This is a genomic window from Phenylobacterium sp. (genome assembly GCF_036263695.1).
Lineage (GTDB): Bacteria > Pseudomonadota > Alphaproteobacteria > Caulobacterales > Caulobacteraceae > Phenylobacterium.
On sequence record NZ_DATAGM010000130.1, the window covers coordinates 1 to 11,980 of the forward strand.

13 protein-coding genes are annotated in these 11,980 nt (G+C 70.7%); 10 read left to right on the forward strand and 3 right to left on the reverse strand.

The features are described 5' to 3' along the window. Positions 1 to 2,962, forward strand: a 2,962-nt coding sequence (gene carB / locus VHK87_RS05100) for a carbamoyl-phosphate synthase large subunit (protein WP_329633814.1), incomplete at its 5' end; no start/stop codon positions are given. Positions 2,963 to 3,048: 86 nt separating this feature from the next. Here carB and VHK87_RS05105 read toward each other — a convergent pair. Beyond that, on the reverse strand, positions 3,049 to 3,906 hold the full coding sequence (locus tag VHK87_RS05105; protein ID WP_329633815.1) for a hypothetical protein: 858 nt from the start codon (positions 3,904 to 3,906) through the stop codon (positions 3,049 to 3,051). 216 nt (positions 3,907 to 4,122) lie between these two features. Here VHK87_RS05105 and VHK87_RS05110 point away from each other — a divergent pair, with 216 nt between their 5' ends. Beyond that, the gene (locus VHK87_RS05110) at positions 4,123 to 4,311 is read left to right on the forward strand and encodes a hypothetical protein (protein WP_329633816.1); all 189 of its coding nucleotides are present in this window, start codon (positions 4,123 to 4,125) and stop codon (positions 4,309 to 4,311) included. Between the two features lie 4 nt (positions 4,312 to 4,315). Here the strand turns inward: VHK87_RS05110 and VHK87_RS05115 are convergent, their stop codons facing one another. After that, positions 4,316 to 4,834, reverse strand: coding sequence for a GNAT family N-acetyltransferase (locus VHK87_RS05115; protein ID WP_329633817.1), 519 nt, complete (start codon positions 4,832 to 4,834; stop codon positions 4,316 to 4,318). An 89-nt stretch (positions 4,835 to 4,923) separates the two neighbouring features. Between VHK87_RS05115 and VHK87_RS05120 the strand changes: the two genes are divergently transcribed. Both VHK87_RS05120 and VHK87_RS05125 read left to right on the forward strand, forming a co-directional pair. Then, positions 4,924 to 5,715 carry a glucose 1-dehydrogenase gene (locus VHK87_RS05120; RefSeq protein WP_329633818.1) on the forward strand — a complete coding sequence of 264 codons (792 nt, stop codon included), beginning with the start codon at positions 4,924 to 4,926 and terminating at the stop codon, positions 5,713 to 5,715. 16 nt (positions 5,716 to 5,731) lie between these two features. Further along, positions 5,732 to 6,079, forward strand: coding sequence for a VOC family protein (locus VHK87_RS05125; RefSeq protein WP_329633819.1), 348 nt, complete (start codon positions 5,732 to 5,734; stop codon positions 6,077 to 6,079). Positions 6,080 to 6,095: 16 nt separating this feature from the next. On the opposite strand, the gene VHK87_RS05130 is transcribed toward VHK87_RS05125, so the two are convergent. Further along, a complete protein-coding gene (locus VHK87_RS05130) occupies positions 6,096 to 6,737 on the reverse strand; it encodes a glutathione S-transferase family protein (RefSeq protein WP_329633820.1) in 642 nt (213 codons plus the stop codon). 260 nt (positions 6,738 to 6,997) lie between these two features. Here VHK87_RS05130 and greA point away from each other — a divergent pair, with 260 nt between their 5' ends. The 6 genes from greA to VHK87_RS05160 all read left to right on the forward strand — a co-directional run. After that, positions 6,998 to 7,471, forward strand: coding sequence for a transcription elongation factor GreA (gene greA, locus VHK87_RS05135; protein ID WP_329633821.1), 474 nt, complete (start codon positions 6,998 to 7,000; stop codon positions 7,469 to 7,471). Positions 7,472 to 7,490: 19 nt separating this feature from the next. Next, the gene (locus tag VHK87_RS05140) at positions 7,491 to 8,462 is read left to right on the forward strand and encodes a mitochondrial fission ELM1 family protein (RefSeq protein WP_329633822.1); all 972 of its coding nucleotides are present in this window, start codon (positions 7,491 to 7,493) and stop codon (positions 8,460 to 8,462) included. 75 nt (positions 8,463 to 8,537) lie between these two features. Further along, positions 8,538 to 9,596 (forward strand): UDP-2,4-diacetamido-2,4,6-trideoxy-beta-L-altropyranose hydrolase, encoded by a 1,059-nt coding sequence (gene pseG, locus VHK87_RS05145; RefSeq protein WP_329633823.1) that lies wholly within the window; start codon positions 8,538 to 8,540, stop codon positions 9,594 to 9,596. A 65-nt stretch (positions 9,597 to 9,661) separates the two neighbouring features. Further along, positions 9,662 to 10,912, forward strand: coding sequence for an NAD(P)-binding protein (locus tag VHK87_RS05150; protein WP_329633824.1), 1,251 nt, complete (start codon positions 9,662 to 9,664; stop codon positions 10,910 to 10,912). 25 nt (positions 10,913 to 10,937) lie between these two features. Next, positions 10,938 to 11,627: a pseudaminic acid cytidylyltransferase gene (gene pseF / locus VHK87_RS05155; RefSeq protein ID WP_329633825.1), complete on the forward strand. Its 690-nt coding sequence runs from the start codon at positions 10,938 to 10,940 to the stop codon at positions 11,625 to 11,627. A 108-nt stretch (positions 11,628 to 11,735) separates the two neighbouring features. Then, on the forward strand, positions 11,736 to 11,980 hold a 245-nt coding region (locus VHK87_RS05160; protein WP_329633826.1), incomplete at its 3' end, for a methyltransferase domain-containing protein.

An 11,980-nucleotide genomic window follows, 5' to 3' on the forward strand; every position in this document is an offset into this window, starting at 1 on the left:
GTACGGCGTCGAGATGATCGGCGCCCGGGCCGAGGTGATCGACAAGGCCGAGGACCGGCAGAAGTTCCGCGACGCGATGGACAAGATCGGGCTGGAGAGCCCCAAGTCCCACGTCGCCCACACCCTCGAAGAGGCCATGCAGGCGCTCGACTTCGTCGGCCTGCCGGCGATCATCCGGCCGTCCTTCACCCTGGCCGGCACCGGCGGCGGCATCGCCTACAACGTCGAGGAGTTCCGCGAGATCGTCGAGCGCGGCCTGGACCTGTCGCCCACCACCGAGGTGCTGGTCGAAGAGAGCGTGCTCGGCTGGAAGGAGTTCGAGATGGAGGTGGTCCGCGACAAGGCGGACAACTGCATCATCGTCTGCTCCATCGAGAACGTGGACCCGATGGGCGTCCACACGGGCGATTCCATCACCGTCGCCCCGGCCCTGACGCTGACCGACAAGGAATACCAGCGCATGCGGGCGGCCTCGATCGCCGTGCTGCGCGAGATCGGCGTCGAGACCGGTGGCTCCAACGTGCAGTTCGCGGTGAACCCGGCGGACGGGCGCATGGTGGTCATCGAGATGAACCCGCGGGTGTCGCGCTCCTCGGCGCTGGCGTCCAAGGCGACCGGCTTCCCGATAGCCAAGGTCGCCGCCCGGCTGGCCGTCGGCTACACCCTCGACGAGCTGAAGAACGAGATCACCGGCGGGGCCACCCCGGCCTCGTTCGAGCCCTCCATCGATTACGTCGTGACCAAGATCCCCCGCTTCGCCTTCGAGAAGTATCCCGGCGCCGAGCCCTACCTGACCACCTCGATGAAGTCGGTGGGCGAGGTGATGGCCATCGGCCGCACCTTCGCCGAGAGCCTGCAGAAGGCGCTGCGCGGCCTGGAGACGGGCCTCACGGGCCTCGACGAGGTCGCCATCGAGGGCGCAAGCGATCCCGAGACCGGCCGCGCCGCCGTGCTTCGGGCGCTGGGCCAGCCCACCCCCGACCGGCTGCGGGTCATCGCCCAGGCGTTCCGCGAGGGGCTCTCGGTCGAGGAGGTCAACGCGGCCTGCTCGTACGAGCCCTGGTTCCTGCGCGAGATCGAGACCCTGGTCCGCCAGGAGGGGCGCATCCGCGCCGCCGGCCTGCCCACCTCGGCTCAGGACTTCCGGGCGCTGAAGGGTATGGGCTTCTCCGACGCGCGGCTGGCCAGGCTCACCCACACCACCGAGGCCGAGGTGCGAGAGCAGCGCCGGGGGCTGGGCGTGCGGCCGGTGTTCAAGCGCATCGACACCTGCGCCGGCGAGTTCCGGGCCGAGACGCCCTACATGTACTCGACCTACGAGACCGGTTCGCTCGGCCAGGTCCCTGACGACGAGAGCGACCCTTCGGACCGCAAGAAGGCGATCATCCTGGGCGGCGGCCCCAACCGCATCGGCCAGGGCATCGAGTTCGACTACTGCTGCTGCCACGCCGCCTTCGCCCTCGACGACATTGGGGTGGAGTCGATCATGGTCAACTGCAACCCCGAGACCGTCTCCACCGACTACGACACCTCCGACCGGCTCTACTTCGAGCCGCTGACGGCCGAGGACGTGCTGGAGCTGATCGAGACCGAGCGCTCCAGAGGCGAACTGCTGGGCGTCATCGTCCAGTTCGGCGGCCAGACGCCGCTGAAGCTGGCCGCGGCCCTGGAGCAGGCCGGTGTCCCGATCCTAGGCACCACGCCGGACGCTATCGACCTGGCCGAGGACCGCGAGCGGTTCCAGCAGCTGCTGCACCGGCTGAAGATCGCCCAGCCGATCAACGCCATCGCCCGCTCCGACGAGGAGGCCTTCGCGGCCGCCCGCCAGGTGGGCTTCCCGGTCGTGATCCGGCCCTCCTACGTGCTGGGCGGGCGGGCCATGGAGATCGTCCGCGACGAGGAGCAGCTGGCCCGCTACGTGCGCGACGCGGTGCAGGTGAGCGGCGACTCCCCCGTGCTGATCGACCAGTACCTCTCCCGGGCCACCGAGGTGGACGTGGACGCCCTCTGCGACGGCGAGCAGGTGTTCGTGGCCGGCGTCATGGAGCACATCGAGGAAGCGGGGGTGCACTCGGGCGACAGCGCCTGCTCCCTGCCGCCCTTCTCGCTGAAGAGCGAGACCATCGAGGAGCTGAAGCGGCAGACCGAGGCGATGGCCAAGGCGCTGAACGTGCGCGGCCTGATGAACGTGCAGTTCGCCATCGAGGAGCCGCACTCCGAAAACCCGCGCATCTTCGTGCTGGAGGTCAATCCGCGCGCCAGCCGCACGGTGCCCTTCGTCGCCAAGACCATCGGCAAGCCGCTGGCCGCCATCGCCGCCAAGGTGATGGCCGGCCGCAAGCTGTCCGAATTCGACCTGACCGAGACGCCCTTCAACCACATCGCGGTGAAGGAGGCGGTGTTCCCGTTCGCCCGCTTCGCCGGGGTGGACACGGTCCTGGGCCCGGAGATGCGCTCCACCGGCGAAGTGATGGGCCTCGACTGGGTGCGCGAGGGCGAGACCCTGGCGCCGGCCTTCGCTCGCGCCTTCGCCAAGAGCCAGCTGGGCGGCGGCACCATCCTGCCCAAGACCGGCTGCGTGTTCGTGTCGGTGAAGGACGCCGACAAGGCCTGGATCGTCGAGCCGGTGCGGCTGATGGTCGAGCGCGGCTTCAGGATTCTCGCGACCGGCGGCACCTGCGACTTCCTGGCCGAGAAGGGGCTGAAGGTGGAGCGGGTGAAGAAGGTGCTGGAGGGGCGGCCGCACATCGTCGACGCCATGAAGAACGGGGAGGTGCAGCTGGTCTTCAACACCACCGAGGGCAAGCAGTCGCTGGCCGACAGCTTCGAGATCCGCCGCTCGGCCCTGATGATGAAGATCCCTTACTTCACCACCGCCGCCGGCGCCCTGGCCGCCGCCCAGGCCATCGGCGCCACCGCCGAAGAGACCCTCGAGGTGAGGCCGCTGCAGGCGTACGCGTAGCAGCGCGCGGGGAGCGAGGCCCAACCGGCGCGAGGCCTTCCGGCGCTAGACCTCTCCCCGCTGCGCGGGGGGAGAGGTCATGTTGCTCAGAGCTTTCCATAGGCCTTCAGCGTCCTCAGGGCCTTGAGGGTCTGGACGCCGCGCCACTCGAGCACGGCGGCCGGGCCGGGCGGGCTCCAGGAGATGGGCCAGCCGCCGTCGGGTTGCTGTTGGGCCGCGAGGTGGTCGAGGTTGGCGGCGATCACCGCGTCGGAGAACCAGCCGCGGCAGAAGGCGTCGGGGCTCGGCGCGTACCATAGGGGCGTCACGCCATAGCCGTCTGCGGCCGGGTCTTCCTTGTAGTAGGGCGCCTCGGGAAGGGCCTTGGCCAGCCGCCGGGCGGCCGCCTCGGCGCGGCGGCGGTCGGGAGCGGCCTCGAGGAACCAGACGGCGTCCAGGATGTCGTGGGCGCCCAGCCCAGGCCTGCCTTCGATCCAGGCCCACACGCGTTGAGCCGCCGCCTCGCGCCAGGGATGGTCCACGCCCAGCTTGTAGAGCAGGCCGACGAGACCGCCGTTGGGCACCAGCTCGGGCGGGCGGGCGTAGCCGGTCCAATGGGGCGCGTGGGCGTACGCCTCGAAGCCCGGAAGCAAGATCGGGACGCCGCCCTCGGGCGCGCTGACCGCCTGCAGGAATTCGCAGGCCCGCCGCGCCATCGGCGCGTCGCAAACCCGCGCGTCCGCCATGATCTGCAGGGCGATCTCGACATTCAGCGGCTGGCTGAGCGGCGTGCGGGTGTCCGGCTCGAGCCCATGGCCGAAGCCGCCGTCCAGGTTCTGGTAGGCGGCCAGCGCCGTCAGCACCAGGCCCGCATCCCCGCCCTCGAACTCGGCTGCGAAGGCCCGCCGCTCGACCAGCCGCGCCGCGCCATAGATGAAGTCGCGGGCCCGCTCGAAGTCCACCATGGCCGCCTCCTATGTTCTCATTTTGTTCTGGGGAGCGCCCGGCCGTCAAGTGTTGACCAACATCCTGAAGAGGCGCAGGATTTTGGCCATCGCCTGACCGGGTCAGGCGCATAGGGCCAGCTCCGGCGGCCCGCCAGCCTCCGGAGCCGCGCCCGAGCGGCGCCTGGCGCGATCTGGCAGAGGCTTCGCCTCAGTCATTTTGCGTAGGAGGCCCTTATGCGGCTGAATTTCAAACACGGCGCCAACCGCGCCGAGCACCACCCGCACCACAACAAACACCGCATCGAGAAGTTCGAAGGCTCGATGGATCTGCTGGTCGTCGCGCTGATCGCGATCCTGGCCTTGGTCATGCTGGTCGGTCTGGTCACCGGCGGCGGCGACGCCAACTGGGTGAAGTCGCTCTAAGTCCTCAGAGGAGGCGGGCGAGTACCAGATCATCATAGACGCTCGCCCCCACCTGGAACTTCCGCTCGCCGGCGAGGGTGAAGCCTTGTCGCCGGTAGAAGCCGATCGCCGCCTCGTTGCGGCGGAACACGCCGAGCAGCGCCCGGCCGAAGCCCGCCTCCCGGGCGCCGTGCAGGCAGGTGCGCATCAGCCTGGCCCCAAGGCCCTGCCCCTGGAACCGGTGCAGCAGGTAAATGCGCTTGATCTCCACATCCTGGTCCGTTGTCGGCAGCGGCAGGTCCGGCGGGCCCAGCGCGACGTAGCCAAGCGGCGCGCCCCCCTCCGCCGCCTCGACGATCCACAGGCGGTGATCGGCGCCGGCCAGCCAGCCCGCATAGAGCTCCGGCGCGTGCTGGCGCGCACAGTGGGCCAGGATGTCGGCGGCCGCCAGCTGGCCGGCGTAGGTCTCCAGGAAGGTGGCCCGCCCGACCAGCGCCAGGGCCTCGGCGTCGGCGGCTTCTGCCCGGCGGATGACGGCGCTCATCCTCCTCCCCTAATCCGCAAAGCGGGCTGCCGCAAAGCCGCGCCTTGGGCTAAGGCTGGGCCGGAGGAACGCACAAGAAGGAAGCGCCGATGGGACGGGTGGAGGGCAAGGTCGCGCTGGTGACCGGCGCAGCGAGCGGCATCGGCCGGGCCTGCGCCGAGCAGCTGGCCGCCGAAGGCGCGGCGGTGATCCTCACCGATCTGCAGGACGAGATGGGGCGGGCGGCCGCCGAGGCCGTCACCGCCGCCGGCGGCAAAGCCGAGTACCTGCACCACGACGTCACATCGGAGGAGGAATGGGTCGAGATTGTCGGCGAGATCGGCCGCCGCCACGGCCGGCTGGACGTACTGGTCAACAACGCCGGCATCGGCGTCGGCGGCTCGATCCTGGAGTTCAGCCTGGCCGACTTCCGCCGCCAGACCGCGGTCAACCTCGATGGCGTGTTCCTGGGCATGAAGCACTCCATCCCGCTGATGCGGAAGGGCGGCGGCGGCAGCATCGTCAACATGTCCTCGGTGGCCGGCCTGAAGGGCTCGGCGAACCTGGCCGCCTATTGCGCCACCAAGGGCGGCGTGCGGCTGATGACCAAGGCGGTGGCCATGGAGTGCGCCAACGCCAAGGACGGCGTTCGGGTCAACTCCGTCCACCCCGGCATCATCGAGACGCCGATCTGGGACACCATCGTCGGCACCGGCGAGCCGGGGACCAACGCGCTTCCCCGCACAGCCACCCTCGACCAGATGTCGTCCATGGCCGTGCCGCTGGGCGTGAAGGGCATGCCGCAGGACATCGCCAACGGTGTGATCTGGCTCGCCAGCGACGAGAGCCGCTACGTCACCGGCGCCGAACTGGTCATCGACGGTGGCCTGACCGTGCGGTGAGCCGATGCGGCTCTCCATGATCATGCTGCTTCTACCCGATCTGGCGGAGGCGCGGCGCTTCTACGAGGGCCTGCTTGGCTTCGACGTGCGGGAGGCCGGGCCGGACCGGCTGATCCTCCACCACGAAGGTTTGGCCTTTCACATCTACCGATGCGAGGAGCCGGCCCCGGCGGTCGAGCATGGCCGCTCGGCGTCCAGCGTCCTGGTCTTCGGCGTTCCCGACATTGAAGCGGCGATGGCCGAGCTGAGCGAAAAGGGGATCGAATTCCTCCACGCCGTCCCGGCTGCGAACGCCAGCGGCCGCTACGCGGCCTTCCGCGCGCCCAGCGGGCTCGTGCACGAGATCTTCCAACAATCCACCTAGCCGCCGGCCCGAACCGTCAGCTGGCCTCGAACAGCCACTTGGGCCAGGTGGCGTCCGCCGCCCGCTGGTAGGCTTCGCGGCAGGTGAGGCGGGCGTTGTAGTCGAGCAGCACCGGGTCCTCCGGAAGCTCCTTGTCGTACAGCGACATGGAGATCACTGCGCCCAGCATCACGTCGGCCGCGGTGAACTCTGCACCGAGTAGGTACCGGCGGCCCGAGAGCGCCTCGCGCAGCACGCGCAGCATGTCTTCGAACTCGCCGAAGCCGGAGCCGAATTCGCCCGGATTCGGCGGCGGCAGACGCAGGCCCGCCGAATGCAGCGCCCGCACCGGTTCGACCACCGCGGTCGAATAGACCATCCACTTCAGGTATGCGCCGCGGCGCGGGTCCTCGATCCTAGGGGCGAGGGTCCCGTACCCGTACCGGTCCGCCAGGTAGATGCAGATCGCCGGGTTCTCGCTGATCACCGCTTCGCCGTCGACGACGGTGGGCACCTTCCCCGCCGGATTGAGCTTCAGGTACTCGGGCGCCTTCTGCTCGCCTTTGCGGATGTCGACCGTCTTGACCCGGAACGGGACGCCCAGCTCCTCCAGCATCCAGTAGGCGGTGAAGGCCCGGCTGGCGGGCGAGTGGTAGAGGGTGATCCCGCGCGGGGCCATGGTGGGTTCCTTGCTTGACAGCAGGCGGCGCCTCGAACGTAGTTTCGCCGACACGCCGGCGGAAGGGAGCGGCCCGAATTGCGTTAGGCGTCTCGCCGGAACCGGACTTTCAACGCTCGCCTTAGCAGCGCCGCTCACCCTAGAGGTGCAGGCCCTTGAGTTCCGGGTCGCCCGCCTCTATCCTCTTAGCCCCCAGTCGTTCGCGCCCACGACGGGAACCCAAGCTCTGCGAAGGGCGAAACCCCGAGTCACCGTCCCTGATGGAAAAAGTCCCGATGACCGCCGAGGGCTATCAGGCCCTCGACGAAGAACTGAAGCGTTTGAAGACCGTGGAACGGCCGGCCGTGATCGCCCAGATCTCGGAAGCCCGCAGCCACGGCGATCTGTCTGAGAACGCCGAGTACCATGCCGCCAAGGAGCGGCAAGGCTGGATCGAGGGGCAGATCGCCGACATCGAGGACAAGCTCGCGCGCGCCCAGGTCATCGACGTATCGAAGCTTTCGGGCAGCCAGGTGAAGTTCGGCGCCACCGTCTCGGTGGTCGACGAGGACACCGAGGAAGAGGCCCGCTATCAGATCGTCGGCGAGCACGAGGCCGACGTGAAGCAGGGCAAGATCTCCATCGCCTCGCCCATCGCCCGGGCGATGATCGGCAAGGAGATCGGCGACGTCGTCGAGGTGAACACCCCGGGCGGCGTGAAGGCCTACGAAATCCTCAAGGTCGACTGGGTCTGACCCGCTGTTAGGCTCGGCCATGGCCGAGTCGCCGCTGACCATCTGGGCCGTCTCCGACGGACGTGCGGGCATCGAGGCCCAGGCCGTGGGCCTGGCCCAGGCTGTCGCGCGCCGCCGCCCGGCCCGGGTCGAGGTCAAGGCCGTCAGCTGGAAGGGCCGCTGGGGCCGGCTGCCGTGGCGGCTGATCCCGCTGTCGGCGCTGGAGCCCGACAGCGGGATCGCCCCGCCCTGGCCGGACGTCTGGATCGCGGCGGGTCGGGCGACGCTTCCGCTCTCCACCCGGATCCGGCGCTGGTCGGAGGGACGCACTTTCGTGGTGCAGGTGCAGCACCCGCGCACGCCGCTCTCCTACTACGACCTCGTCGTGCCGCCGCGGCACGACGGCCTGTCCGGCCCGAACGTGTTCCCGATCACCGGCGCACCCCAGAGACTGACGCCGGAGCGGCTGGCGCAGGACCTGGGCCGGTTCGCCGAGCGAATCCAGCCCCTCCCCTCGCCGCGCGTCGCCGTGCTGATCGGCGGCAAGAGCAAGGCCCATGACCTGACGCCCGCCCGTGCAGCGGCCATGGGCGCGGAGATCGCGCAGGCGGTCTCGCGGGCCCGCGGGTCCGTGCTGGTCACCTTCTCCCGCCGCACGCCCGAGCCGGCGCGTCGCGAGCTGAAGGCGGCGCTGGGCGCGCTGCCCGGCTGGATCTGGGACGAGACCGGCGAGAACCCCTACTTCGCCTTTCTGGCGGGCGCTGACGTGATCCTGGTCACCGAGGATTCCACCAACCTGGCCACCGAGGCCGCTTTCACCGGCAAGCCGGTGCAGCTGCTGGCCATGGACGGGCGCAGCGAAAAGCTGGCGAGGTTCCACGCTGACTTGGCCGAACGCGGCGCCCTGCGCTCGTTCCGCGGCCGGATCGAGACCTGGGCCTACCCGCCCGTCGACGAGACGGCCCGGGCGGCCGAGGAGCTGCTGCGCAGGTTCGACGCCCGGAGAGGCTGAGCTTGCGGCGATGCGCCGCTCGCCAGCGGCGGCGACGCAGCCTAGCTTTCCACGCGGGGTGCGTTGGAGAGTTCGATGAGTGGTCCCCGCGTTCTGTTCGTCGTCGACGCGGGACCTGCGGTGGGCGGCGGGCACGTGATGCGCAGCCTGTCGCTGGCCCAGGCGCTGGCCGCCCGCGGCGCGACGCCGATCTTCCTCAGCCCCCCGCCGGTCGCCGAGATCCTGCAGGCCTTCGCGCCGGAAGCGCCGCGCATCTCGGCCCCTGCCGGCGGCCCGGAGACCCTGATCGCGGCCGCCGCCTTCGCCGACGTCGAAGCGGTGGTGTTCGACCACTATGGCCTGTCGCGCGAGGCGCACGAGGCGATCGGCAAGGGCCGTCCCCGTCTGGTCGTTGACGACCTGGCCGACCGGCCCTTGGGCGCCGAGGTGGTGCTCGACGCCGGCCCGCAGCGAACGAGCGCCGACTACGCCCAGTTCGCTCCGGGCGCCCGGCTGCTGCTGGGCCCGCAGTACGCGGCGCTGCGGCCGGAGTTCTCCGCCCTCCGCGAGGCGGCCCTGGCCCGCCGGAGCGGCCCGATCCGCCGGATCCTGATCTCAATGGGGCTCACCGACGTGGACGGCATCACCGGGCAGGTGCTGCAGAAGCTGCGCTCGCGCCTGGGGACTCTGGCCATCGACGTGGTGCTGGGCGCCGCGGCTCCCAGCCGGCGGGGCCTCGAGCGGCTGGCCGCCCACGATCCGCGCCTGGAGCTGCACATCGACACCCCGGACATGGCCGTGCTGGCGGCCGAGGCCGACGCGGCCATTGGAGCGGCCGGCTCGTCCACCTGGGAGCGCTGCGCTCTGGCCCTGCCCTCGGTGCTGGTCGTCCTGGCCGACAACCAGCGCCCGGCGGCGGCGGCCATCGCCGAGGCCGGTGCGGCGCTGGTGGTGGACCGCCAGGCGCCCGACTTCGGGGCGCAGATCGATCGGGCGATCGTCAGGCTGCTTGCGGACGCAGGCCTGCGGCAGCGGCTGTCGGCGGCTGCCGCATCCATGTGCGACGGGCTGGGCGCGCCGCGCGTCGCGGAGGCGTTCCTGGGGATAATCGCGGCCCGTGACAGCCTGCCCCAGTCCCAGACTCAACAGGTTTAACCGATCCTTCGCACTCGACCGGCGACTGTAGTCAGTCTCAGCCGGCAGAAAGTTCGCAGGGGTACATGGGCAAGGTTCGAATCGTCGGCGGAGGCCTGACGGGGATCATCGCCGCGCTGCAGGCGCATCGCCTCGGCTGCCGCGATATCGAGCTGTTCGAGCAGTACGGCGAGCTCGGGGGCTCGCTGCTGCCGCGAACCGACCACGGCCTCGAGCTGCGCCAGACCAAGCAATATTTCGGCGGGCGCGGCGATCCGCTTCGCGCCCTGCTGGAATGGCACGGCGTCGCCTTCGAGGACTTCGAGGACCGCTGCGGCTCGGTCAGCCCCGGCCCGGGCGGCGAGCCCGTGTACGCAGAGGCGTTCGGCGGCCCCTCTCTGGCCGCGCGCCAGACCGCGCTGGTGGAGCCGGCCGGCGAGAGCCTGGCCGATCGCCTGCGCGCCTATCCGCATGACATCGAGCAGGCGCTGTCCAAGTACTGCCAGTGGAACCTGGGCGTGTGGCTGGACGAGGTGCACGAGAGCTCCGCCGCCCCGCTCGGCCTGGGCCGCGTCCATCCCCGCGCCACCGACACCACCACGCTCGCCGAGCTGAAGCGCGCCGACGACCTGTACGACGCCCTCTACGGCCTGCCGCGCCACCTGTGGGGCCGAACCCAGGGCAGCCAGGCCTCCCTGCCCAAGGGCGGCTTCCCGGCCCTGTTCGCCGCCGCCGGACGCGCCCTCGCCGGCCTCGGCGTGAAGATCCACCTGGAGTCCCTCATCTCGCCGCGCGAGGCGCTCGCCGCCTGCCGCCCGGGCGAGGCCCTGGTCTGGGCCGCCGGCCCCGGCGCGCTCTACAAGGCCGCCGGCGTTGCGGCCCCCAAGCCTCTGGTCAAGAGCGGCGCGACCTACGTCTTCAAGGCGAAAACCGACCTGAAGCCCTTCTGGCTGCAGAACTTCACCGCCCAGGGCGTGGTGTTCCGCATCTCCACCTACGAGAGCCGCGGGGAGACCCTGCTGACCGCCGAGTGCGTGGCCGAGGCGGGCGACGCGGAGCTGCGCCGCGAGATCCGCAAGCTGATGTCCGGCTTCGGCGCCGTGCAGCTGAAGGACCAGCTGCTGGCCGCCGTCGAGCCGCGCCATGGCCTGACCTCGATGGCCGAGGCCAAGGCGCTGAAGGCCCTCGACGCCAAGCTCTCGCAGACCCTCGGTGGCGCCTTCGTGCCCGGCTGCTGGCGCGCCGAGCGGATCGAGGACGCTTTCGGCCGCATCGAGACCGCGCTGGCCGGCGCGCTCACCCCCGAACAGGCGGCCCGCACGGCCTCGGCGGCGTGACCGCGCGGCCGCCCGTCCGCCGGCCATGCGAATAGCGCTGATCCCCGCGCGCGGCGGGTCGAAGCGCATCCCGCGCAAGAACATCCGCCCATTCGCCGGGAGGCCGGTGATCGCCTGGTCCATCACGGCGGCGGCCGAAAGCGGCCTGTTCGACAGGATCGTCTGCTCCACAGACGACGAGGAGATCGCGCAGGTCGCGCAGGCCTGGGGCGCCGAGGCGCCGTTCCGCCGCCCGCCGGAGCTGTCGGACGATCACGCGACCACGCTGGCGGTGGTCCAGCACTTCCTGGGCTGGGCCAACGCCGAGCAGCTGCCGCTGGACGCGCTCTGCTGCATCTACCCGGCCTCGCCGTTCGTGACGGCCGAGGCGCTGCGGGCGGCCTACGAACAGCTGGCGAGCTCAGGCGCCCAGTACTGCTTCCCCGTGGCGCGCTTCCCGGCCCCCATCCAGCGGGCGATCCGGCGGACCGCCGACGGCCGGCTGGAGATGTTCCAGCCGGAGAACTTCAACGTCCGCTCGCAGGACCTCGAACCCGCCTTCTTCGACGCCGGCCAGTTCTACTGGGGCCGGCCGGACGCTTACCGCGCGGGCCTTCGCATGTTCGGTCCCGACAGCGTGCCGCTGGAGATCCCGCTCTGGCGCTGCGTGGACATCGACACCCCCGACGACTGGGACCGGGCGGAGAAGCTGTGGCGCGTGGTGGCGTCGGGCTGATGGCCCGCGTCGCCGGCGCGACAGCCTGACCCAGAGACGAATCCACGTGCTTAACGGTCTCTTTGCACCACGCAGCGCACGGTCCGGCCGAGGCTGCTGGGGGGCGAGTTGCGCGAGCTTCGCGACATCAAGGGTCTGAAGTTCCCCGACGAGTTCGTCGTGCGGCACTTCTTCAAGCGCGGCCTGGCCGAGCGGCCCGGCAAGGTGCTGGAGCTCGGCTCCGGGACGGGCAACAATCTCTCGCTCTACGCCGCCTACGGCTGGCGGCTCACCGGCGTCGACTACGACGCCGCCGCCCTCGCGGACGCCCGCTGGAACCTGGGCCAGGCCGCCGAGCTCATCGAGGCCGACCT